At 67.8% G+C, this 24,602-nt stretch carries 23 protein-coding genes and 1 riboswitch; of the genes, 21 read left to right on the top strand and 2 right to left on the bottom strand.

The genetic code is table 11. The annotated features are described in order from the left end of the window. Positions 1-16 precede the first annotated feature (16 nt). Positions 17-478: a DUF2809 domain-containing protein gene (locus MRBLWO13_RS12050; protein WP_341974237.1), complete on the bottom strand. Its 462-nt coding sequence runs from the start codon at positions 476-478 to the stop codon at positions 17-19. A 95-nt stretch (positions 479-573) separates the two neighbouring features. Here MRBLWO13_RS12050 and MRBLWO13_RS12055 point away from each other — a divergent pair, with 95 nt between their 5' ends. The 16 genes from MRBLWO13_RS12055 to argH all read left to right on the top strand — a co-directional run bounded on the left by MRBLWO13_RS12055 (position 574) and on the right by argH (position 18,381). Beyond that, complete coding sequence (locus tag MRBLWO13_RS12055; protein WP_341974239.1) at positions 574-1,386, top strand: RNA methyltransferase; 813 nt, start codon at positions 574-576, stop codon at positions 1,384-1,386. A gap of 100 nt (positions 1,387-1,486) precedes the next feature. Then, entirely contained in the window at positions 1,487-2,257 is a 771-nt protein-coding gene (locus MRBLWO13_RS12060) for an amino acid ABC transporter ATP-binding protein (protein WP_341974240.1), read from the top strand. 42 nt (positions 2,258-2,299) lie between these two features. Continuing rightward, positions 2,300-3,205 (top strand): glutamate ABC transporter substrate-binding protein, encoded by a 906-nt coding sequence (locus tag MRBLWO13_RS12065; protein WP_341974241.1) that lies wholly within the window; start codon positions 2,300-2,302, stop codon positions 3,203-3,205. 65 nt (positions 3,206-3,270) lie between these two features. Then, positions 3,271-3,927, top strand: a complete 657-nt coding sequence (locus tag MRBLWO13_RS12070; protein WP_341974242.1) for an amino acid ABC transporter permease — start codon at positions 3,271-3,273, stop codon at positions 3,925-3,927. Further along, the gene (locus MRBLWO13_RS12075; RefSeq protein ID WP_341974243.1) at positions 3,924-4,847 is read left to right on the top strand and encodes an amino acid ABC transporter permease; all 924 of its coding nucleotides are present in this window, start codon (positions 3,924-3,926) and stop codon (positions 4,845-4,847) included. The genes MRBLWO13_RS12070 and MRBLWO13_RS12075 overlap by 4 nt, the downstream gene beginning before the upstream one ends. 200 nt (positions 4,848-5,047) lie before the next feature. Beyond that, positions 5,048-5,494, top strand: a complete 447-nt coding sequence (locus MRBLWO13_RS12080) for a hypothetical protein (protein ID WP_341974244.1) — start codon at positions 5,048-5,050, stop codon at positions 5,492-5,494. Between the two features lie 60 nt (positions 5,495-5,554). Then, the gene (gene pheS / locus MRBLWO13_RS12085; protein ID WP_341974245.1) at positions 5,555-6,595 is read left to right on the top strand and encodes a phenylalanine--tRNA ligase subunit alpha; all 1,041 of its coding nucleotides are present in this window, start codon (positions 5,555-5,557) and stop codon (positions 6,593-6,595) included. Next, complete coding sequence (pheT, locus tag MRBLWO13_RS12090; protein WP_341974246.1) at positions 6,595-9,093, top strand: phenylalanine--tRNA ligase subunit beta; 2,499 nt, start codon at positions 6,595-6,597, stop codon at positions 9,091-9,093. The genes pheS and pheT overlap by 1 nt, the downstream gene beginning before the upstream one ends. Before the next feature lie 37 nt (positions 9,094-9,130). Continuing rightward, the gene (locus MRBLWO13_RS12095; RefSeq protein WP_341974247.1) at positions 9,131-9,844 is read left to right on the top strand and encodes a DUF402 domain-containing protein; all 714 of its coding nucleotides are present in this window, start codon (positions 9,131-9,133) and stop codon (positions 9,842-9,844) included. A 6-nt stretch (positions 9,845-9,850) separates the two neighbouring features. After that, positions 9,851-9,944, top strand: a riboswitch (TPP riboswitch). Continuing rightward, entirely contained in the window at positions 9,935-11,461 is a 1,527-nt protein-coding gene (locus MRBLWO13_RS12100) for a bifunctional hydroxymethylpyrimidine kinase/phosphomethylpyrimidine kinase (protein WP_341974248.1), read from the top strand. It overlaps the preceding riboswitch by 10 nt. Positions 11,462-11,675: 214 nt before the next feature. Then, on the top strand, positions 11,676-12,728 hold the full coding sequence (argC, locus tag MRBLWO13_RS12105; RefSeq protein ID WP_341974249.1) for an N-acetyl-gamma-glutamyl-phosphate reductase: 1,053 nt from the start codon (positions 11,676-11,678) through the stop codon (positions 12,726-12,728). After that, on the top strand, positions 12,725-13,882 hold the full coding sequence (argJ, locus tag MRBLWO13_RS12110; RefSeq protein ID WP_341974250.1) for a bifunctional glutamate N-acetyltransferase/amino-acid acetyltransferase ArgJ: 1,158 nt from the start codon (positions 12,725-12,727) through the stop codon (positions 13,880-13,882). The genes argC and argJ overlap by 4 nt, the downstream gene beginning before the upstream one ends. After that, positions 13,879-14,796 (top strand): acetylglutamate kinase, encoded by a 918-nt coding sequence (gene argB / locus MRBLWO13_RS12115; RefSeq protein ID WP_341974251.1) that lies wholly within the window; start codon positions 13,879-13,881, stop codon positions 14,794-14,796. Before argJ ends, argB begins: the two co-directional genes overlap by 4 nt. Next, positions 14,793-16,019 (top strand): acetylornithine transaminase, encoded by a 1,227-nt coding sequence (locus tag MRBLWO13_RS12120; RefSeq protein ID WP_341974252.1) that lies wholly within the window; start codon positions 14,793-14,795, stop codon positions 16,017-16,019. Before argB ends, MRBLWO13_RS12120 begins: the two co-directional genes overlap by 4 nt. Next, positions 16,016-16,951, top strand: coding sequence for an ornithine carbamoyltransferase (gene argF, locus MRBLWO13_RS12125; protein WP_341974253.1), 936 nt, complete (start codon positions 16,016-16,018; stop codon positions 16,949-16,951). Before MRBLWO13_RS12120 ends, argF begins: the two co-directional genes overlap by 4 nt. Continuing rightward, positions 16,951-18,381: an argininosuccinate lyase gene (argH, locus tag MRBLWO13_RS12130; RefSeq protein WP_341974254.1), complete on the top strand. Its 1,431-nt coding sequence runs from the start codon at positions 16,951-16,953 to the stop codon at positions 18,379-18,381. The genes argF and argH overlap by 1 nt, the downstream gene beginning before the upstream one ends. A gap of 36 nt (positions 18,382-18,417) precedes the next feature. On the opposite strand, the gene MRBLWO13_RS12135 is transcribed toward argH, so the two are convergent. Beyond that, positions 18,418-19,008: a DUF1349 domain-containing protein gene (locus MRBLWO13_RS12135; RefSeq protein ID WP_341974255.1), complete on the bottom strand. Its 591-nt coding sequence runs from the start codon at positions 19,006-19,008 to the stop codon at positions 18,418-18,420. Positions 19,009-19,068: 60 nt separating this feature from the next. Between MRBLWO13_RS12135 and MRBLWO13_RS12140 the strand changes: the two genes are divergently transcribed. The 5 genes from MRBLWO13_RS12140 to MRBLWO13_RS12160 are packed head-to-tail and all read left to right on the top strand — an operon-like array spanning position 19,069 to position 24,595. Further along, positions 19,069-19,713 (top strand): SatD family protein, encoded by a 645-nt coding sequence (locus tag MRBLWO13_RS12140; RefSeq protein WP_341974256.1) that lies wholly within the window; start codon positions 19,069-19,071, stop codon positions 19,711-19,713. Continuing rightward, the gene (locus MRBLWO13_RS12145) at positions 19,710-20,555 is read left to right on the top strand and encodes a hypothetical protein (RefSeq protein WP_341974257.1); all 846 of its coding nucleotides are present in this window, start codon (positions 19,710-19,712) and stop codon (positions 20,553-20,555) included. Before MRBLWO13_RS12140 ends, MRBLWO13_RS12145 begins: the two co-directional genes overlap by 4 nt. 28 nt (positions 20,556-20,583) lie before the next feature. Then, entirely contained in the window at positions 20,584-21,885 is a 1,302-nt protein-coding gene (tyrS, locus tag MRBLWO13_RS12150) for a tyrosine--tRNA ligase (RefSeq protein WP_341974258.1), read from the top strand. A 19-nt stretch (positions 21,886-21,904) separates the two neighbouring features. Then, positions 21,905-22,708: a DUF4184 family protein gene (locus MRBLWO13_RS12155; protein WP_341974259.1), complete on the top strand. Its 804-nt coding sequence runs from the start codon at positions 21,905-21,907 to the stop codon at positions 22,706-22,708. Between the two features lie 21 nt (positions 22,709-22,729). Further along, positions 22,730-24,595 (top strand): glycerophosphodiester phosphodiesterase, encoded by a 1,866-nt coding sequence (locus MRBLWO13_RS12160; protein WP_341974260.1) that lies wholly within the window; start codon positions 22,730-22,732, stop codon positions 24,593-24,595. Positions 24,596-24,602: the final 7 nt, after the last annotated feature.

The raw sequence follows: 24,602 nt of genomic DNA on the forward strand, positions 1-24,602 counted from the left end.
CCGTCGCGCACGCGACTCAGATCAGAGGGCGCTCTCCTTCGGGAGGGCGCCCTCTGGCGTCTTCCCGCATCGGCCGCTTCGCGCGGAGCATCCGCCCGAGCACGCCCTCGGTGATGTGAGCGAGCAGCACCGCGGATGCGTAGACGAGCAGGTCACGCGGGTCGAACCCCGAGCCGAAGACCAACTGCACGGGTGGGAACACGGAGCTCCACGCCCGGGGGAGACCCGTGAGCTGCAGCAGTTCGATCGCGAAGCACACGGCGACGGCGCCCGTCGCCCTCCACGCAGCGGGGCGACGCGGGAAGACGACAGCCACGAACAGATAGATCATCACCGCATAGAGGGCATCGCCCACGATGTCGCCGACCATGCCTTCGCCGAAGCGGTGCACGAGAAGCCCCGCGCCGATCGTGATGGCGATGAGGGCGACGAGCGTGACCCGGCGTGCTCTCGTCGCGGCAGGGGCATCCGTCGTCATCGACGCACCCTATCGAGCCCATCTGGATCTGCCCCGAGTAGCGTGGCGACCCGGAGTGTCTCCGCGGGAGCCGACGTACTCTCTAGACTGAGAACGTGCTGGAGAACCCCCGCTCCCCCCGAGTCCGTGCCGTCGCGAAACTGACCAAGCGCAGCGCGCGCACCGAGACCGGCCTGTTCCTTCTTGAAGGTCCGCAGGCCGTCCGTGAGGCGCTGACCTATCGACCCGAATCGATCGTCGACCTGTTCGCCACCCCTACGGGGTGGGAGAAGCATCCCGACATCCGCGCCGCGGCGGCAGAGAACGCCGTCGTGGTCGAGTACGTCACCGAGTACGTCCTCAACGCGATGGCAGACACCGTCACCCCTCAGGGGCTCGTCGCGGTGGTGCGCCAGACTCCGACGTCGGTGCGCGAGATCTTCGCTGCCTCTCCTCGTCTGGTCGCGATCTGCGAGGAGGTGCGCGATCCTGGAAACCTCGGGACGATCATCAGGGCAGCGGATGCCGCAGGTGCCGACGCCGTCGTACTGACCGGCCGCACCGTCGATCCGTACAACCCGAAGGTGGTGCGCGCCACCACCGGGTCCCTGTTCCACCTGCCCGTATCTGTGGGCGGTGATCTGTCCGATGTCATCAAGCGTGCACATGCGGCCGGGCTCAACATCCTCGCCGCAGACGTCAAGGGCGATGACCTGCTGCAGGCCCGTTCCGAGGGCGTGCTGGCCGAGCCGACAGCCTGGCTGTTCGGAAACGAGGCGCATGGACTCGAGGACAGCGCGTTGTCGCTCGCCGATCGGGTCCTCCGGCTGCCGATCTTCGGCCGCGCCGAATCGCTGAACCTGGCGACCGCGGCCAGCGTCTGCCTCTATGAGAGCGCCTTCTCGCAGCGCGCCGACGCCACCCGCTGAGCACCAGCCGCACAGCGACGCCGCGGATCGCGCGGTTACAAGTGTGTAACCACATCGAGTTGCTCTCGTCTGCGTGAGCGTCAACTCCTAGGGTGGGGGCATGGCACAAAGCAATGGCGCGCCGCGCGAAGGCGGTACCCCCCTGGTGGTGGTGGACAACGTCCAGAAGCACTACGGCGATTTCCAGGCTCTGACCGACATCGACCTGACCGTCAACTCCGGTGAGGTCGTCGTCGTGATCGGTCCGTCCGGCTCGGGAAAGTCGACGCTGTGCCGCACGATCAACCGCCTGGAGACGATCACCAGCGGCACGATCAGCATCGACGGCAAGGCGCTGCCCGCCGAAGGCAAGGGCCTCGCCAACCTCAGGGCTGACGTCGGCATGGTCTTCCAGTCGTTCAATCTCTTCGCGCACCTCACGATCCTCGAGAACGTGACGCTCGGACCGATCAAGGTCCGCGGCCTCAAGAAGGCGGATGCCGACAAAGAGGCGATGGCGCTGCTCGAACGCGTGGGCGTCGCGAAGCAGGCGTCGAAGCTTCCCGCACAGCTCTCCGGTGGTCAGCAGCAGCGTGTCGCGATCGCCAGGGCTCTGGCGATGCGCCCCAAGGTGATGCTCTTCGACGAGCCGACCAGCGCGCTCGACCCCGAGATGATCAACGAGGTCCTCGACGTGATGGTCGGACTCGCGCAGGAGGGGATGACGATGATCGTCGTCACCCACGAGATGGGCTTCGCGCGCAAGGCCGCCGATCGGGTCGTCTTCATGGCCGACGGGCGCATCGTCGAAGAGGCGACGCCCGAGGAGTTCTTCACGAACCCGAAGAGCGACCGTGCCAAGGACTTCCTCTCGAAGCTCCTCACCCACTGAACTTTTCTGACCCTGCATTCACAGCACACGAAGGAGACGCACATGCGACGCACACGGACACTGGCGGGCATCGGAATCGCGGCAGCAGCACTGCTGGCGCTGACCGCCTGCAACAGCGGCACCCCGACGAACCCCGGCGGCGGCGCCGAGGAGCCCACCGAGGATTCGACCTGGTTCGAGGTTGCGAAGGACGTGGCTCTCGAGGGCAGCCCCACGTTCGACGCGATCGCGGCGCGCGACAAGGTCATCGTCGGCGTCAAGGAGGACCAGCCCGGTCTCGGCTACCTCGACGTCACGTCGGGCGAGCGCACCGGCTTCGACATCGACATCGCACGCTGGATCGCGGCTTCGCTCGGCTACGACGAGGACAAGATCGAGTTCAAGCCGATCGCCTCCGCCAACCGCGAGCAGGCCATCACGAACGGTGACATCGACTACTACGTCGGCACCTACTCGATCAACGACAAGCGCAAGGAACTGATCGACTTCGCCGGCCCCTACTTCATCACCGGTCAGGGCCTGCTCGTCGCGGCAGACGCCGAAGAAGCCGACAAGCTCGAGGACTTCAACGGCAAGACCGTCTGCTCCGCGACCGGCTCCACGCCGATCCAGAACATCAAGGCGAACTTCCCTGACATCAAGACGCAGGAGTACGACCTGTACTCCGCCTGCGTTCAGGACCTCATCGACGGCAAGGTCGACGCGGTCACCACCGACCAGGCGATCCTGATCGGCTACGCCGCCCAGTACCCGGACGACGTCAAGGTCACCGGCCCGCTGTTCACCGAGGAGCGCTACGGCGTCGGCCTCACCAAGGGCGACGACGTGATGCGCGCACACATCAACGAGCTGTTCACGGACGGTGGCGAGATCTGGCAGGCGATCTTCGATGCGAACCTCGGCGAGTCCGGCATCGAGGTCGAGCAGCCCAAGGTCGACGCGTACTGATCTGACCGGGGGCGGCCTCCTCTCCCGGAGGCCGCCCCATACAGCTTGAAGAAGGGCAGGGTGGCGTGGACGTCATCTTCGGCAACCTCGACCTGTGGGGAGAGGCGATCGGCAACACGCTGCTCGTCTTCTTCATCGGCGGGATCATCGCGCTCGTGCTGGGAATCATCGTCGGCGCGATGCGCGTCTCGCCGGTGCCGATCGCGCGCAGCGTCGGCACGGTGTACGTCAACCTCGTACGCAACACCCCGCTCACCCTGGTCTTCTTCTTCTTCGTGTTCGGCTACCCGCAACTCGGGCTGCCGAACCTGTCGAACACGGTGCTCGGCATCCTGGCGATCGGCGTCTACACGGCGACCTACGTCGCCGAGGTGCTGCGCGCCGGCATCAACACGGTGCCGGTCGGGCAGGCCGAGGCCGCTCGAGCCATCGGCCTTCCGTTCGGCCAGGTGATGACCTCCGTCATCCTTCCGCAGGCCTTCCGCTCGGTCGTCCCGCCGATGATGAGCGTGTTCATCGCGTTGCTGAAGAACACCACGGTCGCCGCCGGCTTCTCGATCGCCGAGCTCGCCGCACTCCGATCGACGATCAACGATGCCGCGGACAGGCCGGGCAACCCGATGGAGGTCCTGCTCTGGGTGGCCGTCGTCTTCGTGGCGCTGGTCATGGTGATGAGCGGCCTGCAGCGCTATCTCGAGAACCGATGGAGGATCGCACGATGACTTCCGTGCTCTACGACGTCCCCGGCCCCCGGGCGATCGCTCGCAACCGCATCCTCGCCGTCGTCACCATCCTCGTGGTGCTCGCGGCCCTCGGTTTCGTGATCTACCGGATGCTCGTCACCGGTCAGTTCTCCGAGCAGAAGTGGTTCGTCTTCACGTTCTCGAACGTCTGGATGGGCATCGGGAAGGCGCTCGGGAACACTCTCGCCGCCTTCGCCCTCGCCGCAGTGCTCAGCATCGTGCTCGGCTTCGTCCTCGCGATCGGCCGGCTCTCCGATCACGCGTGGGTGCGCATTCCCGTCACCGTGATCACCGAGCTCTTCCGCGCCGTGCCAGTGCTCGTCTTCATGATGCTGCTGTACTACGGGCTGCCGGTCGTCGGCGTGAAGATGGACCCGTACTGGGCCGTCGTGCTCGCGCTCATGGTCTACAACGGTTCCGTGCTCGCCGAGGTCCTCCGCGCGGGCGTCGAATCGCTCCCTCGGGGCCAGAAGGAAGCCGGCTACGCCGTCGGCCTGCGCAAGAGCGGCGTCATGCGGCTGATCCTGTTCCCGCAGGCGATCCGTGCGATGCTCCCGGTGATCGTGGCCCAACTCGTCGTGACGATGAAGGACACCGCACTCGGCTTCATCATCACGTACCCCGAACTGCTGTACTACGCCAAGCAGCTCACCTCGCAGCAGGGGCGTCCGATCCTGCAGTCTGCGTTCGTCATCGGCGGCATCTACATCATCATGTGCCTCATCCTCTCGGGGATCGCCAAGTGGGTGGAGATCCGCACGCGGCGCTCGCCCAAGGTTCGGGGAATCGTGGAGGCAGCCGGTGCCGACCCGCGTCTGCATGAGGACGGAACGAACACGGAACTGATCACCCTGCAGAAGGGCGGGAGCGGTCTGGACGGCGGCGCCGGGCTCCGCTGAGCCCGAACACCATGACCACCGTCGAGCCGGTTTCTCCGTACCCTCCCGCGACGAGTCGCGACCTGGATGGGTGGCTCTCGGAAGATCTTGCGGCCCTTCATCCGCCGGAGGCTCCGACGCGACTGCGGGCCCTCGCTGACACTCAAGCGGCAAGGGCCGGAGCCTGGGCGGGTGGTATCAGCGTCGGCGTTTCCGCGGCTATGGTCGGGCTCATACTCCTCCTCGTCACCGGTCGGATCTCGAGCGCCCCGCTCATCGGCGGGGGAGTCCTGCTCGCCGGCCTGTGCACGCTCTTCCTAGTCCGCGCGCAGCGTCGGATCCCTGACACGGGACGCCTGCGCAGCGTGCGTGGACCGGCCCGGCTCCGCGCCGGCATCAGCGCCGCCCTGGTGATCTACCTTCCGGTCACCGCCCTGATGGTCGTGGCCATGGTCAGTACGGGCCGATTCTTCGGCCTGATCGTCGTGAACGTCGCGATCCTCCTGTTCCTCGTCTCCGCATTCGTCGTGCCGGCCGGTGTGCTCGGCCGCGGCCGCGAATCGTTCCGTCATCGAGCGATGACGGACGCCGCACTGCGTGCCCGGCTCGAGGAAGATCGGCTGTCCTGGAAGCCCGACCACGCCACGCCCATGTACGGTCCGCTCTGAGGCCAGGTCCGACAGGGGAGCGCACAGGGCGCGATGCAGTCCCCGGTAGACTCGACTCTCGTGTCTGAGTCTCCCGAGATCACCCCAGAAGCGGTCGAAGCCGCCGTCGCCGCGGCGCTCGATGCGATCCGCGCCACGGCCAGTACGACCGAGTTGAAGGCGGCCCGTGCCGCGCACGTGGCGGAAGGCTCGCCGCTGGCGGTCCTGAACGCGTCGATGCGCCAGGTCGCCCCCGAGAACAAGGCCGCATTCGGCAAGCTCGTCGGTCAGGGCCGAGGTCAGGTGACCCAGGCTCTCGCTGCCAAGGAAGCCGAACTCGCCGAGGCCGAGGTCGCCGCTCGACTGGAGGCGGAGCGCGTCGACATCACCGCGGTCGCCTCCCGTACGCGCGTCGGTGCTCGGCATCCGCTCACCCTGCTGCAGGACCAGGTCTCCGACATCTTCGTCGGCATGGGATGGGAGATCGCGGAGGGGCCGGAGCTCGAGCATGAGTGGTTCAACTTCGACGCCCTGAACTTCGACGTCGATCACCCCGCACGCCAGATGCAGGACACCTTCTTCGTCGACCCGGCCGATCGCCATCTCGTCATGCGTACGCATACGAGTCCCGTGCAGGTGCGGTCGATGCTCGACCGCGAGGTTCCGATCTATGTGCTGTGCCCCGGCCGCGTGTACCGCACGGACGAGTTCGATGCGACGCACCTCCCGGTGTTCACCCAGTTTGAGGGTCTCGTCGTCGACAAGGGCATCACGATGGCTCACCTTAAGGGCACCCTCGATCACTTCGCGAAGCTGCTGTTCGGCCCGGAGGCGAAGACGCGCTTCCGCACGAACTACTTCCCCTTCACCGAGCCGTCCGCCGAGCTCGACCTCTGGCACCCGACCTTCAAGGGGGGCGCACGGTGGATCGAGTGGGGTGGCTGCGGCATGATCAACCCGAACGTGCTGCGCGCGGCGGGGATCGATCCGGAGGAGTACAGCGGTTTCGCCTTCGGCATGGGCATCGAGCGCGGCCTGATGTTCCGCAGCGATGTGCAGGACATGCGTGACATGGCCGAGGGCGATGTGCGCTTCAGCGAGCAGTTCGGGATGGTGGTGTGATGCGCGTCCCGCTTTCGTGGTTGCGTGAGTACGTGGATGTGGCAGCGGATGCCACTCCTGAAGATGTCCTCGCGGCATTGGTGACCGTCGGCTTCGAAGAGGAGGACATCCACCGCTTCGATATCACCGGTCCTGTCGTCGTCGGACAGGTGGTGTCCTTCGATGATGAGCCGCAGTCCAACGGCAAGACGATCCGCTGGTGCCAGGTCGATGTCGGCGAGGCAGAGCCGCGTGGCGTCGTCTGCGGTGCCCATAACTTCGCCGTCGGCGACAAGGTCGTCGTGACCTTGCCCGGCGCCGTGCTGCCCGGCCCGTTCCCGATCGCTGCCCGCAAGACCTACGGCCACGTCTCCGACGGCATGATCGCCTCGGCGCGTGAGCTCGGTCTCGGCGACGAGCACAACGGGATCCTGATCCTCTCCGAGCTGGGCGTCGACGCGCCTGTCGGCACCGACGCGATCTCGCTGCTCGGTCTCGACGACGTCGCCGTCGAGATCAACGTCACCCCGGACCGCGGTTACGCCTTCTCGCTGCGCGGCGTCGCCCGGGAGTACTCGCACGCGACGGGTGCGGTCTTCCGCGACCCGGCCGAACGCGATTTCGCCGAACTCGCGCCGGGAGACGGCTTCTCGATCGTCGTCGACGACCAGGCGCCGATCCGCGGACGCGCTGGGGCGAGTGAGTTCGTGGCGCGCGTCGTGCGCGACGTCGACCCGTCCCGTCCGACGCCGCCGTGGATGATCGCCCGGCTGTCGCTGGCCGGGATGCGCTCGCTCGGCATCCTCATCGACATCACCAACTACGTCATGCTCGAGCTCGGCAACCCCGTGCACGGTTACGACCTCGACAAGCTCACCGGTGGCATCACCGTGCGTCGGGCGACGGCGGGCGAGAAGATCGAGACCCTCGACGGTCAGGTGCGCGCCCTTCACGTCGAAGACCTGCTCATCACGGACGAGTCCGGCCCGATCGGCCTCGCCGGCGTCATGGGCGGCGCAACCACCGAGATGAGCGAGACGACTCGCAACGTCCTCATCGAAGCGGCGACCTTCGACCCGATCACGATCGCGCGCGCGGCCCGACGGCACAAGCTGCCCAGCGAGGCATCCCGCCGCTTCGAGCGCGGAACCGACCCGCTGCTTCCCTTCGTCGCCGCTCGTCGCGTCGCCGACCTCATGGTCGACCTGGCCGGTGGCGCATACGACGACCTCGGCGGTGCGCTGTTCGCCGAGGTGTTCGTCGAGGGCATCGAGCTCCCCGAGGGCTTCGTGCAAGGTCTCATCGGCGTCGACTACACGGATGCCGAGATCACGGGTGCCTTGACCATGGTCGGCGCCGAGATCACCGCGGTCGGCCAGGGCTGGCAGGTCATCCCGCCCACCTGGCGTCCGGATCTCACCGACAAGTGGACGCTCGCCGAGGAAGTCGCCCGTATCCACGGGCTCGACCGCATCCCGTCGGTCCTTCCGACGCCGCCATCCGGGCGCGGACTCACGCCGCTGCAGCAGGGCCGACGCCGTGTCGCCGATGCGCTGGCAGCGGCAGGGTTCGTCGAGACGCCGGCCTTCCCCTTCACGACCGAGATGCAGAACGATCTGCACGGTTCGGCGTCGGGGGAGCACCTGCCGAGCATCCGTCTGGCAAACCCGCTCGACGGGCAGGCGCCGTACCTGCGCCGCTCGCTGATCCCTGGTCTGCTGCAGATCGCGCACCGCAACATCTCGCGCGGCCTCACTGACCTCGCGCTGTTCGAGACCGGCATCGTGTTTCTCCCGGAGCCCGGAGTGACGTACGGCACCGACACGGTCCCGCCGCTGGGCGAGCGCCCCTCCGAGGAGAAGCTCGCAGAGCTGAACGCCTCCATCCCACCGCAGCATCGTCACATCGCGGCTCTGCTCACCGGCAACGTCGTCGCCCGTCAGCCCGGCCGTGCTGCAGAGGCCGCTGGCCTCGCCGAAGCGCTGGATGCCGTGCGTGTGATCGCCGCGGCCGCCGGCGTCGAGATCGATGTCGTGCAGGCCGAGCGCGCTGCTCTGCACCCGGGGCGCACCGGCTCGCTGGTCCTGGGTGGCGAAGAGGTCGGCTACGTCGGCGAATTGCATCCTGTCGTCGCCGAAGGCGCCGACCTGCCGGGGCGCGCGACCGTGCTCGAGGTGGACCTCGACCGCATCCTCGAGCTCGCTGGGAACCGTGTGGTCGCCGCATCGCTGTCGACGTTCCCCGCAGCGACGCAGGATGTCTCGCTCGTGGTCCCGGTCGCCGTCAGCGCTGCCGAACTGCGTGGCGCGCTCGTGGAGGGCGCTGGCGCGCTGCTCGAGACGGTGCGCCTCGTCGACGACTACCGCGGTGACGGAGTGCCCGACGGTTTCAAGAGCCTGACGTTTGCTCTGCGCTTCCGCGCGGACGATCGCACTCTCACGGCCGCAGAGGCGACGGAAGCCAAACTCGCCGGCGTCGCGCTGGCTGAGGAGCGCTTCGCGGCGACACTGCGCGACTGAGTACTGCGCAGCGGCGAGCCGGGGGTATCGTGCCGGGATGAGCATCCTTCCGCGCAGTACCCCGGCCGCCGTGCCGGAAGGCGCCCGGCCGATGGGCGAAGGGCCGTTCCTGAGTGCAGGCGAGGTCGTCAACTGGCACTACCGCCGGCCCGGGTGGCAGCCCGGCGATCCGTCGTACATCGCGCCGATGCGGGTGGTCCGCGATGACGATCGGGGTCTCGTCGCCTGGCTCGCCGCGGGCACGCGTGTAGAGGGTCAGGGCGGGCCGGACGGTCGGCGTATCCGGTCCGTACCGCTCGACCAGCGCTGGCTCGTCACCCGGACCCGCATCGTCGAGGAGTGGTGGGGCAACGGAGTCGTGCGGATCGCTCCGGCCGGCCTGCCCTGGTCGATCTGGTTGTTCTGGAGCGACACGACGGGCGACGACTGGGAGTTCGCGGGCTGGTACGTGAACCTCGAGAACGCGCATCTGCGCACCGACCGCGATACGTACTCCTCCGACCACATCCTCGACGTCGAGATCGAGGCCGATGGCACGATCCATCTCAAGGACGAGGACGAGTTGGCCGCCTGCGTCGAGCAGGGGCGCCTCACCAGAGAACAGGCCGCGCAGATCGAGCGTCACGCGGATGCGGCGATCACCTCGTTCCACGAAGGGGACTGGCCGTTCGATCGCGAGTGGGTGCGCTGGCGTCCGGAATCGACGTGGACGATCCCGGTTCTGCCCGGCCTCGAAGAGCTGGTCACATAGACTGCGAGCAGTGACACGGGGTGCCGCATCCGCGGCTGAGAACACACCCGTCGAACCTGATCTAGTTCGTACTAGCGAAGGGATGTCGCAATGAGCGATCTTCTGCGTCCAGCGTCCGTACCTCGGGTGCTCAGCATCGCGGGCAGCGACCCTTCCGGCGGGGCCGGAATCCAGGCCGACCTCAAGTCCATCGCCGCGAACGGCGGTTATGGCATGGCCGTCCTCACCGCGCTCACGGCGCAGAACACTCGGGGTGTCCGCGCAGTGCACGTGCCGCCGACTGTGTTCCTCCGGGAGCAGCTCGATGCCGTCTCCGACGACATCGAGATCGATGCCGTCAAGATCGGGATGCTCGCGAACGCCGAAGTCATCCGCACGGTGCTGGCCTGGCTCACGGTCACCCGTCCGCCGGTGGTCGTCGTCGATCCGGTGATGGTCGCCACAAGCGGCGACCGACTGCTCGATGCCGATGCGGAGGTCGCATTGCGCGCCCTGTTCGCTCAGGCGCACCTGATCACGCCGAACCTCATCGAGCTCGGGGTGCTCACTGATCGGGACATCGTCGACTGGAGCGACGCGATCGCCGCGGCCGTGGCGCTGTCCGATGAGACCGGTGCGGCGGTGCTGGTCAAGGGCGGGCACCTTCCCGGCGACGAGTCCCCGGATGCCCTCGTCGAGCCGGGCGGCGTCGTACACGAGTTCGGCGGTGCACGGATCGCGACGGTGAACACCCACGGCACCGGATGCTCGCTGTCGTCCGCTCTCGCCACACGACGTGCGCACGGCGACGACTGGTCCCAGGCGGTCGCGGTGTCCCGTGCGTGGGTGCGCGAATCCCTCCGTGAGAGCGAGACCCTCAAGGTCGGAGGCGGGCAGGGGCCGATCAGCCACTTCGCCGGGCTCTGGCGACGAGGAGGCGTCGTGTCGTCCCCGATACCCGAGGAGGTCGTCGCCGACTGGTGGGCGCGGATCGCGGAGATCAGATCGGACATCGACGCGCTGCCCTTCATCGGCGGTCTCGCCGACGGCACACTGTCCCGCGAACCCTTCCTGTTCTATCTCGGCCAGGACGCGCTCTACCTCCGGGAATACGCCCGAGTGCTCGCCCAGGCCGGACGGCTTGCGCCGACCTCCGAAGAACAGGCGTTCTGGGCGCAGTCCGCGCACGGAGCCATCGTGGGTGAACTGGAGCTGCACGCTTCGTGGCTGTCCCCGCAGACAGGCGTCGGTACGTCGACGTTCGCGGCGGAGCCGGCACCGGCCACCACCGCGTATCTCGACCACCTGCGATCCACCGCGTTCGGCGGTGATTACGCCGAACTCATCGCCGCGATCCTGCCCTGCTTCTGGCTGTACACCGATCTCGGGAAGCGCCTGCACGCGGGGGAGTTCGGTGCCTATGCGCGCAACCCGCAGCATCCCTACGCGTCGTGGCTCGCCACGTACGCGGACCCTGCGTTCGAGGAAGCGAATCGGCGGGCGATCGGGTACGTCGCGAACGCCGCCGCGGGGGTGGGCCCGGACGCCCGCGCCCGGATGTTCCGCGCGTTCGAGCTTTCCTCCCGTCATGAACGGGCGTTCTTCGACGCGCCGATGGAGCGCTGCGCGTCTCGATGACGCTGCTGATTTGCGGATGCTGCCGAGCGCGCGCTATCGTCCAGGCATGCCTTCGGCCGCATCCGCTTCACTGACGCTCGTTCCGAGCGTCGTTTCGGTGCGCCGACGCCGGTCCGACCGCCGACTCTAGGCGACCCCGCGCTCCTGCCCGATGGCAGTCGAGTGCCGGTGTCGCCGCTCCGGCTCATCCGACCCCGACCGTTAAGGTAGAAGCATGACGTACACCGTCGCCGTCTCCGGCGCATCCGGCTATGCGGGCGGCGAGATTCTGCGCCTTCTCGCCGGTCATCCCGACATCGACATCCGTACCGTGACCGCGCATTCGAATGCCGGTCAGCCGCTGATCGATCATCAGCCGCACCTGCGCTCGCTCGCTCACCTCACTCTGCAGGACACGACGCCGGAGATCCTCTCCGGTCACGACATCGTGTTCCTCGCTCTCCCGCACGGCCAGTCCGGGCAGTACACCGATGCGCTGGGCGACACCCCGCTCGTCATCGACGCCGGTGCCGATCACCGCCTGACCTCCGAGGCGGCCTGGGATGCCTTCTACGGGGGCGCATTCCACGAGCCGTGGAGCTACGGCGTCCCCGAGCTCCTCGTGGACGGCGTCAAGCAGCGCGAGCTTCTGCGCCACGCGACCCGGATCGCGGCGCCCGGCTGCAACGCCTCCACGGTGAGCCTGAGTCTCGCACCAGGTGTCGCCGCGGGCGTCATCGATCCCGGTGACATCGTCTCCGTCCTCGCGGTCGGCCCATCCGGAGCGGGCAAGAGCCTCAAGCAGAACCTGCTCGCCAGCGAGGTCCTCGGCACCGCGAACCCCTACGCGGTCGGTGGGACGCACCGGCACATCCCGGAGATCCGCCAGGCTCTCGCCGCATCCAGCGGAGCGGACCCCGAGAGCATCCGCATCTCCTTCACGCCGGTCCTGGTGCCGATGTCTCGCGGCATCCTCGCGACGTCGACCGCGCCGATCAAGCCCGGAGCCACCGACGCTGAGATCCGCGCCGCGTGGGAGAGTGCCTACGGCGATGAGACCTTCGTGCAGCTGTTGCCGGAGGGCCGTTTCCCACGCACCGCCGACGTGCTCGGCGCGAACACCGCCCTGATCGGTCTCGCCATCGACCGGGCAGCCAATCGCGTGACCGTGGTCACCGCCGTCGACAATCTCGTCAAGGGCACCGCGGGAGCAGCCATCCAGTCCATGAACCTCGCGCTCGGTCTGCCCGAGGACCGCGCCCTCTCAATCAACGGAGTCGCACCATGAGCGTGACCGCACCCCAAGGATTCGAAGCCGCCGGCGTCGCCGCCGGTCTCAAGTCCACCGGCAAGCCCGATGTCGCTGTGGTCGTGAACCGCGGTCCGCGCAAGGTCGGCGCTGCTGTCTTCACGAGCAACCGCGCGAAGGCGAACCCGATCATCTGGTCGCAGCAGGCCGTCGCGGACCGCGTCGTCGAGGCGGTCGTCCTCAACTCCGGAGGAGCGAACTGCTTCACCGGAACGTTCGGGTTCCAGACGACGCACCAGACCGCGGAGAAGGCGGCCGAGATGCTCGGCGTCAGCGCCGGTGACGTGCTGATCTGCTCCACGGGACTGATCGGGGTCGGCGACGAAGTGTTCCGTGCGAAGGTGCTCACCGGCACCGCCCACGCGATCGCCGAACTCAGCGCGGACGGCGGTCAATCCGCAGCCGAGGCGATCATGACAACCGACTCGGTGTCGAAGACGGCGACGATCACGCGCGACGGCTGGACCATCGGCGGCATGGCGAAGGGTGCCGGCATGCTGGCACCGGGCCTCGCAACGATGCTCGTCGTTCTCACCACCGATGCCGTCCTCGAGCCGCTCGAGGCCGACGCGGCGCTCCGCCGCGCCACCGGGCAGACGTTCGACCGCCTCGACTCCGATGGCTGCATGTCGACGAACGACCAGGTCACACTGCTCGCGAACGGCGCGAGCGGCGTCGTCCCGGGCCTCGAGGACTTCACCCAGGCGCTCATCGACCTCTGCCTCGAACTCTCCGTGAAGCTGCAGGGCGACGCGGAGGGCGCGAGTCACGACATCACGATCGAGGTCCGGAATGCGGCATCCGAGCAGGATGCCGTCGAAGTCGGACGCTCCGTCGCCCGCAACAACCTGTTCAAGGCGGCGATCTTCGGCAACGACCCGAACTGGGGGCGCGTGCTCGCGGCGATCGGCACCACCAACGCGCAGTTCGATCCGTACGACGTCGACGTCTCGATGAACGGCGTCCGGGTGTGCTCGCAGGGCGGTCCCGATCGCCCCCGCGAAGAGGTCGACCTCACGCCGCGCGCGACGCACCTCGTGATCGACCTGAAGGTCGGCGATGCGTCGGCAACGATCCTCACCAACGACCTCACCCACGATTACGTGCACGAGAACAGCGCGTACGCCTCATGACCGACATCCAGGACACCACGCCGGACGTCGCCGCCGTCAAGGCCTCGACGCTCATCGAGTCGCTCCCGTGGCTGAAGAAGTTCCGCGACCAGATCGTCGTCATCAAATACGGCGGCAACGCCATGATCTCCGATGAGCTGCAGGAAGCATTCGCACAGGACATCGCCTATCTGCGTTACGTCGGCGTGCAGCCGGTCGTCGTGCACGGTGGCGGGCCGCAGATCTCCGACATGCTCGAGCGCTTGGACATCCCCAGCGAGTTCAAGGGCGGCTACCGGGTCACCAACACCGAGGCGATCAGCGTCGTACGGATGGTGCTCACCGGCCAGGTGAACCCGCAGCTCGTCGCGAAGATCAATTCGCACGGTCCGATCGCCACCGGTCTCAGCGGTGAGGACGCGGGCCTGTTCGGCGGCCGCCGCCGCGGCGTCATTATCGACGGCGAAGAGATCGATCTCGGACGCGTCGGCGACGTCGTGGAGGTGGATCCGACGCCGGTGCTCGATCACCTCGCTGCCGGTCGCATCCCGGTCGTCTCCAGCATCGCCCCCGATCTCGATCACCCGGGACAATCGCTGAACGTGAATGCGGATGCCGCGGCGTCCGCATTGGCGATCGCCCTGGATGCCGCCAAGCTCGTCATCCTCACCGACGTGCCCGGCTTGTACGCGGACTGGCCCAACCGGGATTCGCTGGTCTCTCATCTCACCTCGACCGAGCTCATCAGCATGCTGCCCAAGCTGGAGTCGGGGATGATCCCGAAGATGCGGGCCTGCCTCGACGCTGTCGAGGGAGGAGTGGACGCGGCGGCCATCATCGATGGGCGAGTGCCCCACTCGGTGCTCGTCGAACTCTTCACGAGCAAAGGAATCGGAACAGAAGTGGTCATGGCAGCGAACGGGGTATCGGCATGAGTAATTGGCAGGATGACGCGGCGAGCGATCTGGTCCTCAACGCGGGGCCGCGTCTCGCGCTGCTCACGCGTGGCGAAGGCTCCTACCTGTGGGACGCCGACGGCCGACGCCACCTCGACTTCCTCGCCGGCATCGCCGTGACGTCGCTCGGACATGCGCACCCGGTGTTCGTCGAGGCCATCTCGAAGCAGGCGGCCACTCTCGCTCACGTCTCGAACTACTTCGCGACTCCGCCGCAGCTCGCGCTCGCCGCTCGGCTCAAGCGCCTCGCCGGCGCGGGGATCGACGGGCGCGTGTTCTTCTCCAACTCCGGTGCCGAGGCGAACGAGGCGGCATTCAAGCTCGCGCGCCTGCACGGGGGGACGGAACGCCCGCGCATCATCGCCCTGGAGAACGGCTTCCATGGTCGCACCATGGGATCGCTCGCCCTCACCGCGAAAGCCACCATGCGTGCGCCGTTCGAGCCGATGCCCGGCGGCGTCGAGCACATTCCCGCGACCGTGGAGGCGCTCGAAGCGGCGATCGACGACCGCGTCGCTGCGGTGATCGTCGAACCCATCCAGGGCGAGGCCGGTGTCGTAGAACTGCCGGAGGGATACCTCGCTGCGGCACGCTCGCTCACGCTGAAGCACGGCGCCCTCCTCATCGTCGACGAGATCCAGACGGGCGCCGGTCGTACCGGGGCCTGGTTCGGGTTCAGTCATGACGGCATCACGCCGGACGCGATCACCCTGGCGAAGGGGATCGGCGGTGGGTTCCCGATCGGTGCTCTGGTCACGTTCGGTGCGGCCAGCGCGCTGTTCACGCCCGGTTCGCACGGCTCGACCTTCGGCGGAAACCCGCTGGCGACGGCCGTCGCCGACGCTGTGCTCGCCGAGATCGAGCACGCGGGCCTCGTCGACAACGCCGCACGACGCGGCGAGGAGCTGCGAGCCGTCATCGAGGGGATCGGCTCGCCGCTGATCGACGGCGTCCGCGGTCGCGGACTCCTCATCGGCGTCGGCCTCACGCAGCCGGTGGCCGGCGACGTCGTCGCCGCCGCCCAGGAGCGCGGCCTGATCATCAACGCGGCCAATCCCGAAACCGTGCGGATCGCACCGGCGCTGAACATCGGCGATGCCGAGATCGCCGAGTTCCGTGAGCTGTTCGCCGCCGCACTCGCCGATGTCCAGGCATCCGCCGCCGCGGCATCCGCACCCGAGACCGGAAAGGTTCACGCATGACCACCCGCCACCTGCTGCGCGATGACGACCTGACTCCTGCCGAGCAGGCCGAGATCCTCGATCTCGCGCTCGAACTGAAGAAGGACCGCTGGGCCGACAAGAGCCTCGCCGGCCCCCAGACCGTCGCGGTGATCTTCGACAAGTCCTCGACCCGTACCCGGGTCTCGTTCGCGGTCGGCATCGCCGACCTCGGCGGCTCTCCGCTGATCATCTCGACGGCGAACAGCCAGCTCGGCGGGAAGGAGACGCCCTCCGATACCGCGCGCGTGCTCGAGCGCCAGGTCGCGGCCATCGTCTGGCGCACCTATGCGCAGGCAGGGCTCGAGGAGATGGCCAGGGGCACCAGGGTGCCGGTCATCAATGCGCTCTCCGACGACTTCCACCCGTGCCAGCTCCTTGCGGATCTTCTGACGATCCGCGAGCACAAGGGTGAGCTCAAGGGACTCACGCTGAGCTTCTTCGGCGACGGCCAGAGCAACATGTCGCACTCGTACATCCTCGCGGGCGTCACGGCCGGGATGCACGTGCGGGTCGTCGCTCCGGCCGGCTACGCTCCGCGTGCCGATGTCGTCGAGGCCGCAGAGCGCCGCGCGGCCGAGACGGGTGGCTCGATCACTCTCCTCACCGACCCGGTCGCTGCTGCGATCGGAGCCGATGTCGTCGTCACCGACACCTGGGTGTCGATGGGCAAGGAGGAGGAGAAGCTCGCGCGGATCCGCGACCTCGGCGCCTACAAGGTCACGCCGGACACCATGGCCCTCGCCGACTCCGAGGCGATCTTCATCCACTGTCTTCCCGCCGATCGCGGTTACGAGGTGGACTCCGAGGTCATCGACGGCCCGCAGAGCGTGGTCTGGGATGAGGCGGAGAACCGGCTGCATGCGCAGAAGGCGCTGCTGGTCTGGCTGCTCGGTAAGACGAAGGACGCATGATGACCGGTGCGAAGCACGAGGGCACGAACGAAGGTGCGCTCTGGGGCGCCCGGTTCGCGACGGGGCCGTCGCCGGAGCTGGTGGAGCTCAGCCGCTCGACGCACTTCGACTGGATCCTGGCGCCGTACGACATCGCCGGCTCCCACGCGCATGCGACCGCGCTCGCTGCCGCCGGTTATCTGGAGCCGGACGAGGCGCAGCGGATGCACGAGGGGCTGGATGCTGTGCTCCGCTCGGTGCAGAACGGAAGTCTGCAACCGGCTCCGAGCGATGAGGACGTGCACGGCGCCCTGGAGCAGGCTCTGATCGCCGAACTCGGTCCGGAACTCGGCGGGCGTCTGCGCGCCGGCCGAAGCCGCAACGACCAGATCGCGACGCTGGTGCGGATGTACCTCATCGACCACGCACGCGTGATCGCCCGCGATATTCTGCGCGTCGTCGATGCCCTCGTCGCGCAGGCCGAGGCGCACCCCGATGCGATCCTTCCCGGCCGCACCCACCTCCAGCACGCCCAGCCGGTGCTGCTGGCGCACCACCTGCAGGCGCACGGCTGGCCGCTGGTGCGCGAACTCGAGCGCCTGGTCGACTGGCGTCGTCGTGCCGGGGTCTCGCCCTACGGCGGGGGAGCGCTGGCGGGATCCACGCTGGGGCTCGATCCTGCGCTGGTGGCAACAGAGCTGGGTCTCGACCGTCCGGCGGAGAACTCGCTCGACGGCACGTCGGCGCGCGACGTGGTGGCCGAATTCGCCTTCATCACGGCGATGACGGGTGTCGACATCTCGCGGCTCAGCGAGGAGATCATCCTCTGGAACACCCGCGAGTTCGGCTTCGTCACGCTCGATGACGGCTACTCGACCGGGTCGAGCATCATGCCCCAGAAGAAGAACCCGGACATCGCCGAGCTCGCCCGTGGCAAGTCGGGGCGCCTCATAGGCAATCTCTCCGGTCTGCTGGCGACGCTCAAGGGTCTCCCGCTCGCGTACAACCGCGATCTGCAGGAGGACAAGGAACCGGTATTCGACTCGGTGCAGACCCTCGAGGTCGTGCTCCCTGCATTCGCAGGGATGATCGCGACGCTGCGGTTCGACACGGAGCGGATGGCGGCGCTCGCACCGCAGGGCTTCTCGTTGGCGACCGACGTCGCCGAGTGGCTGGTGAAGCGCCGGGTCCCGTTCCGAGACGCCCACGAGATCTCGGGCGCCCTCGTGCGTGCGTGCGAGGAACAGGGCATCGGGCTCGAGGATGCCTCCGATGAGCTGCTGCTCTCGGTCTCGGCGCACCTCGTACCGGAGGTGCGCGAGGTGCTCACGATCGAAGGGTCAGTGGCATCGCGCACCGGCGCCGGCGGCACCGCACCCGTGCGGGTCGCGGAGCAGCGCGCCGAGCTGGTCGCGCGGGCGCAGGCGGCCGCGCACGCGCTCGGGCTGTAGGGCACTCGGTCTGTCGCGACTGGGGTCTGCAGCGACTCAGTGCAGAGCCGTGTCGGCGACAGAACGCTCCCAGCGCGTGAAGCGGACGGTGAAGTCGGAGCGGGTGGGAGCAGCGAGGAACGGCCCGGCGGATGCAGGAGCATCCCCGTCGAACGGTGCGACCCGCACCAGCCGCCACTCGCCGTCGCCTGCGCGGGCGCGCACGATCAGGGCGTCCGGCCATCGGCTGACGCGCACGGTGATCTCGCTCTCGTGCCAGTCGTCGACGTGGCCGACCGACCAATCCGATCGGATGTCGGTGACGACGGCGCCGAGACCGAGGTGGTCGTCGGCGTATTCGATGCCCGCCTTCATCCAGTGCTCGTCATCGATCCTCACGAAGACGCCGGCCTGATCGAACTGTCCGTCCCAGGGTGCACGGAACGAGACGTCCATGGCCTCGCCGACCGCGAGCGGGGCGAGCAGCGCATGTTCGGTGTCGTGCACGAATCCGTAGGCGGTGTGCCTCCACGCATCGCTGCTCTCGACGGCTGTGACGTCGAGGTGGTCTGCGGTGTCCGCGGATTGCGTGGCGGGGGCATGGGTCCAGGTCCCGTCGGACCAGGGGATGATCTGTGATTCAGGCATGTTCCCAGAGTATAGCCAAATAAGGCATAAGTAGTGGATTATTCGTGATACGGTTATCACATGGTCATCGCCGTACTCGCCGACATCGTGGGCTCTCGCAAGCTCGATGACCGCACGGCCGCGCAACGGGTTCTCGATGACACCATCGCGCAGGTCGAGGCGGATCTCCCCCTCGCGGCGCATCCGTTGACGCCCACAGTAGGGGACGAGCAGCAGGGCGTCTATCGCGATCTCGAAGATGCCATGACTTCGCTCCTGATGATCCAGCTGCGCCTGCCCGACGGCATCGGCTTCCGATTCGGCATCGGGGTGGGGGAGGTGCGTCCCGTCGCCTCGGTGCACGGTGAACTCGCCGACGGTCCGGGTTGGTACGCGGCGCGGACGGCGATCGAGACCGTGCACGCGCGGGAAGGACGCGCCGTGCCGCGCACGCGGACGTGGATTGTCGGAGCCCCGGGGCAGGATGAGGTCATGGAGAGCACGATCGCGGCATCCAACGCCTACCTCCTCGTCCGCGACGAACTGGTCGGGGCGATGAACGAGCGCGAACGGCGCCTGAGCTACGGCCGTCTGGTCGGCCGGTCGCAGCACGAGCTCGCGATCGAAGAAGGCATCTCGCAGCCGAGCGTCTCGAAGGCGCTGAGGAACGCGGGGACTGCCGCGATCCTCGAGGGACTGAACGCACTCCGAGGAGAGTCCGAATGATCGTCGCCGGATTCATCCTTCTGGCCGTCGGTGCAGCCGACCTGGTTCGCCAGTTCGCCCCACGGCGCTGGATCGGCTATCTGGTCGTCGTCGTGGCGCTGCTTCTGCTGGGCAGCGTCAGCGATGCGCTGCTGCCCATGGCTGCCTCACTCGTCGTCGGCGCCCTCTGGGTGTGGTCCATGCCGGACGATCGGCGAGCCCCCCTGGGATTCTGGCCGGCCGTGCTGCTCGGTGTCCTGGCCGTCGGCGCGGTCGTCTGGTTCGGGGCTCGCCAGGATGCCGGACTGATCGGCGAGGTCTGGACTCTGCGTTCGCCGTTCGGCGAGGTCTCGTTCGACCTGGCCATGCTCGTGCTGGGTGTGGGAGTCTTCCTCCTCGAGTCCGCGAATCTCGTGGTGCGCGCCGCGCTCGATGGTGAGCACACGTGGCGCCCGGCCGACCCCGTGACCGAGACGGTCGTCGTCGCCGCCGCCGAAGTCGAGACTTCTGTGGAGCCGGTGACCGCCGCCGAGACCGTGATCACCGCCGACGGGACAGAGGTCGCATCCTCGGATGCCGGCGCAGAAGAGGCGACCTCATCTCTGAGCGATCCGCGTGCCGGATTCAAGGGAGGTCGTCTGATCGGCCCCCTGGAGCGGATGCTCGTGCTGATCCTGACTCTTGCCGCGGCGTATCCGATCCTCGCCGCGATGCTGGCCGCCAAGGGCATCGTGCGTTTCCCGGAGATATCCCGCGACGGCGAGACCGGCGCTCGCGCCGAGTATTTCCTCGTTGGAAGCCTGGTGAGCTGGGTCATGGCACTCGGCTCGGCATTCTTGGTCTGGTGGGCGGCGCACAGCTGAGGTTCGGCGCGCTGATAGCCTGGTGCGCGTGTCACATCCCGCTCTGACGACCGCTGAACCCGCGATCGACCCCACGTTCGACAACGTGTGGGATGAACTCGTGTGGCGCGGACTCGTACACGTGTCCACCGACCAGGAGGCGCTGCGCGCCCTGCTCGCGGGAGACCCGATCACGTACTACTGCGGTTTCGATCCGACCGCGCCGAGCCTGCACCTGGGCAACCTCGTGCAGCTGCTGACGCTGCGCCGGATTCAGCTGGCCGGCCACAAGCCGCTCGGGCTCGTCGGCGGCTCGACCGGCCTGATCGGCGACCCGCGGCCGACGGCCGAGCGCACGCTGAACACGCGCGAGACGGTCGAGGAGTGGGTGGGGCGCCTCCGCACACAGGTCGAGCGCTACCTCAGCTTCGATGGTGACAACGCCGCCCGGATCGTGAACAACCTCGACTGGACCGCGCCGATGTCGGCGATCGACTTCCTGCGCGAGATCGGCAAGCACTACCGCGTCGGCACCATGCTGAAGAAAGATGCGGTCGCCGCGCGCCTGAACTCCGACGAAGGCATCAGCTACACCGAGTTCAGCTACCAGATCCTGCAGGGGATGGACTTCCTCGAGTTATACCGGCAGTACGACTGCGTGCTGCAGACCGGCGGCTCCGACCAGTGGGGGAACCTCACCAGCGGCACCGATCTGATCCGTCGCTCCGAAGGCGTTTCCGCGCACGCGATCGGCACCCCGCTGATCACGAACAGCGACGGCACCAAGTTCGGCAAGAGCGAGGGCAACGCGATCTGGCTGGATGCCGAGATGTGCAGCCCGTACCGGATGTACCAGTTCTGGCTGAGCACGGCGGATACCGACGTGATCGACCGTCTGAAGGTCTTCACCTTCCTGAGTCGGGCCGAGATCGAGGAGTACGCGGTGCTCGTCGCATCCGAGCCGTTCCGCCGGGCGGCGCAGAAGCGACTCGCGCTCGAGGTCGTCGCCACCGTGCACGGCGTCGACGCGGCCGCCGCCGTCATCGCGGCATCCGAGGCGCTGTTCGGGCAGGGCGATCTGTCGGCGCTGGATGCAGCAACGCTGCGGACAGCGCTCGAGGAGCTCCCGAACGCCACCGTCGCGGCGGAGACCCCCGTGGTCGAAGCGCTCGTCGCGACCGAACTCGTGTCGAGCATCTCCGAAGCACGCCGGGCGATCGCGCAGGGTGGTGTCTCGCTCGACGGCGAACGCGTCGAAGACGAGACGGCGACGGTGCAGGGGTCTCTTCCCGGCGGTGTATCCGTTCTTCGACGAGGCAAGAAGACCCTCGCCGGCGTCTTCGTCGGCTGACGCCGCGTCGACGGGGATCATGCCGTTCACGCCGAGCCACGCGGTCATCGCGCTGCCGTTCATCCGCACGCCGCTGGTGCCGTCGGCGATCGCGATCGGTGCGATGACCCCCGATCTGCCGCTGTTCCTGCGCGGCTTCGGCGTGAGTTACTCCTTCACCCACACCATCGGAAATGTCCTCTGGACGGCTCTGCTCGCGTTCGGCCTGTTCCTCCTGTGGCGAGTGGTGCTGCGGCCGGCAGTCCCGGAGTTGGTACCGGTCGGGCTGGCACGACGTCTGCCATCGGACTGGACCGACACCGGCTTGACTGCGCTCCGGCGTGCGGTCGGGATCGAGCAATCCCGCGGCTATCCGGTGCTGCTGGCGCTGTCGTTCGTGCTGGGTGTGCTCTCGCACATCGCGTGGGACCTGTTCACCCACGAGGGGCGCGGGGGAGTGGAGCTGATCCCGGCGCTCGACGCGATGTGGGGTCCGCTGCGCGGATACAAGTGGCTGCAGCACGGATCCAGTGTCATCGGCCTCGTGATCATCGCGGTCTGGGCGCTGCTCCGACTGCGGCGCGCGACAGCGGGAGCCGCACCTGCACGGGTGCTGCCGTCCTGGGTCCGAATCGGCTGGTGGGTAGCGCTGCCCGTTGTCCTCATCGCGGCGTGGGGGTTCGGTCTCGCCATGCTGGGGCCGCTGAATGCAGAGTTCACCGCGCAGCACCTGGCGTATCGGGTGCTGCCTTCGGCGTGCGCCGTGTGGGGTGGTCTGACTCTGATGCTCTGCCTCGTGCTGCCGGTGTTCCGTCGAACGTCGTCACGCGCATCGAAGGCCTGACGACCGTGGTTGAATTCTGAGATGGCGCGCCTCGCACTTCCGGTCGGCCGCAGCCTCGCGTCCGGTTATCGTCTGACGCGACGAAGCTTCGGCCGCACTCTCGTGCTGGTGGCGCTGGTGCAAGGGGCAGTGGCGATCGTTGCGGCGCCGCTTCTGGCTGGAATGTTCTCGATCGCCGCGAGAGCGTCGGGTCTGACCGCCGTCACGACGACCTCGGCGGCGCAGTTCCTGCGGAGCCCTCTCGGAGTCGGGATCGCCGTGGCGTCTCTCGTGCTGGTCGTGCTGACTCTGCTCACGCAGGCCGCCGTGTTCGCGGTGGTCGCCGACGAGCGACGACGCGGACGGCTGGCCGTTGTCGGTGCGATCGCGCATCGGATCGGCGCTCGAACCCTTGTGCTCCTTCGGCGGCCTTCGACCTTGTTGCTCGTCCCATACCTGGTGCTCATCATTCCGCTGGGGCATGCCGGGATCGGCTCGGTCCTCACCCAATGGGTCGCGATTCCCGCTTTCGTGACCGACGAGTTGATGAAGACTCCGCTGCACGCCGTGCTCTACACACTCGTGCTGGCCGTGGTGTGGTGGGTCAACCTGCGACTCATCTTCACGATCCCCCTCCTCGTGCTCGAGCCGATCAGCGTTCCGGCGGCGATTGCGCGCAGCTGGCAGATCACTCGCTGGCGGAGCATCCGTGTGGTCATGCTTCTCGCAGGCGTCCTCGTGCCGATGACCGCCGCGCTGGGAGTGCTCGCGCTGGTCACGCCGCTGGCGACGTATGCATCCGACGCCTGGGCTCCGTCGGCATCGATCGCGGTCGGGGCGATCAGCCTCGGAGTCGGCCAAGTCGTCGCCTTCTTCATCGTCGGCCTGTTCCTGATGGTGCAGACGCAGGTGCTCATCACGGCAGCGACCTCCGCAGGTGCGCTCGCATCGGTGGTCCCGCAGGAAGAGCCGCTGAGCATTTCGTCCCCGGACGACCCTGTCGCCGTGGCGGCGCCGACAGACGCAACGCCTTCGCGGGCCGCCCGCGCGCGGGCGATCATCGCCGGCGCCGGCGCGGTGGTCGCCAGTGCGGCGCTCGCAGCCGGGGCGGTCCCGCCCCTCGCGGAGATCGCAGATGGTGCGACGACGGTGCTGGCTCATCGGGGATTCACCGAGCGGGGTGTCGAGAACACACTGGGATCGCTCGACGCCGCGCACGCCGCCGGCGCCGAACTGGTCGAGATGGACATCCAGCAGACCAGCGACGGCGGCTGGGTTCTCATGCATGATCCCGACCTGAATCGTCTCGCCGGCCTGGACACGTCCATCGCGCAGCTGACGGTTGCGGAGGCGACTGGCGTCACGGTACGCGACGACATCGGGCATGCCGAACCGATTCCGACCCTTGAGCAGTACCTTCAGCGTGCCGATGATCTCGGTCAGCAGCTGCTGATCGAGATCAAGGTGCACGGAGGTGAATCGGAGGGTTTCGTGGCTGAACTCATCGAGATCATCGACCGCGTCGACGGCGCCGACGAGCACATTTATCACACGCTCAGTGCCGACGTGGTCGAGGAGTTCACGGCGCTGCGCCCCGACCTGACGATCGGGTTCATCGTTCCGCTGGCTTACGGAGGTGTGCCGCAGACGCCTGCATCATTCCTGGTCGTCGAGCAGAGCGTCTACACCAGGGCGCTTCGAGATGCGGTATGGGCAGAGGGCAAGTCGCTCTACGTCTGGACGGTGCAGGATGCCGCGCAGATGCGTGCGCTGTATCGAGACAACGTCGATGGAATCATCACGGACCATCCCGACATCGCGCTGCGTCAACTAGACGAAGTCGCCTCGGAGTCCGCGCTGTCTGCCCGGCTGGTCGACGCCGTCGACAGGTTGTTCATCAGCCCGTAGGCTGCGC

Source organism: Microbacterium sp. LWO13-1.2 (assembly GCF_038397725.1).
Lineage (GTDB): Bacteria > Actinomycetota > Actinomycetes > Actinomycetales > Microbacteriaceae > Microbacterium.

Bases quoted from the DNA above. Each gene is read 5' to 3' on its own strand.
- MRBLWO13_RS12160 (WP_341974260.1), top strand. From the start codon at position 22,730: ATGGCGCGCCTCGCACTTCCGGTCGGCCGCAGCCTCGCGTCCGGTTAT.
- MRBLWO13_RS12050 (WP_341974237.1), bottom strand. From the start codon at position 478: ATGACGACGGATGCCCCTGCCGCGACGAGAGCACGCCGGGTCACGCTC.
- argH (WP_341974254.1), top strand. From the start codon at position 16,951: ATGACCGGTGCGAAGCACGAGGGCACGAACGAAGGTGCGCTCTGGGGC.
- MRBLWO13_RS12080 (WP_341974244.1), top strand. From the start codon at position 5,048: ATGGTCGGGCTCATACTCCTCCTCGTCACCGGTCGGATCTCGAGCGCC.
- MRBLWO13_RS12145 (WP_341974257.1), top strand. From the start codon at position 19,710: ATGATCGTCGCCGGATTCATCCTTCTGGCCGTCGGTGCAGCCGACCTG.
- MRBLWO13_RS12135 (WP_341974255.1), bottom strand. From the start codon at position 19,008: ATGCCTGAATCACAGATCATCCCCTGGTCCGACGGGACCTGGACCCAT.
- MRBLWO13_RS12075 (WP_341974243.1), top strand. From the start codon at position 3,924: ATGACTTCCGTGCTCTACGACGTCCCCGGCCCCCGGGCGATCGCTCGC.
- MRBLWO13_RS12120 (WP_341974252.1), top strand. From the start codon at position 14,793: ATGAGTAATTGGCAGGATGACGCGGCGAGCGATCTGGTCCTCAACGCG.
- argB (WP_341974251.1), top strand. From the start codon at position 13,879: ATGACCGACATCCAGGACACCACGCCGGACGTCGCCGCCGTCAAGGCC.
- MRBLWO13_RS12155 (WP_341974259.1), top strand. From the start codon at position 21,905: ATGCCGTTCACGCCGAGCCACGCGGTCATCGCGCTGCCGTTCATCCGC.
- MRBLWO13_RS12100 (WP_341974248.1), top strand. From the start codon at position 9,935: ATGAGCGATCTTCTGCGTCCAGCGTCCGTACCTCGGGTGCTCAGCATC.
- argF (WP_341974253.1), top strand. From the start codon at position 16,016: ATGACCACCCGCCACCTGCTGCGCGATGACGACCTGACTCCTGCCGAG.
- pheT (WP_341974246.1), top strand. From the start codon at position 6,595: ATGCGCGTCCCGCTTTCGTGGTTGCGTGAGTACGTGGATGTGGCAGCG.
- MRBLWO13_RS12140 (WP_341974256.1), top strand. From the start codon at position 19,069: ATGGTCATCGCCGTACTCGCCGACATCGTGGGCTCTCGCAAGCTCGAT.
- MRBLWO13_RS12065 (WP_341974241.1), top strand. From the start codon at position 2,300: ATGCGACGCACACGGACACTGGCGGGCATCGGAATCGCGGCAGCAGCA.
- MRBLWO13_RS12060 (WP_341974240.1), top strand. From the start codon at position 1,487: ATGGCACAAAGCAATGGCGCGCCGCGCGAAGGCGGTACCCCCCTGGTG.
- MRBLWO13_RS12095 (WP_341974247.1), top strand. From the start codon at position 9,131: ATGAGCATCCTTCCGCGCAGTACCCCGGCCGCCGTGCCGGAAGGCGCC.
- argC (WP_341974249.1), top strand. From the start codon at position 11,676: ATGACGTACACCGTCGCCGTCTCCGGCGCATCCGGCTATGCGGGCGGC.
- argJ (WP_341974250.1), top strand. From the start codon at position 12,725: ATGAGCGTGACCGCACCCCAAGGATTCGAAGCCGCCGGCGTCGCCGCC.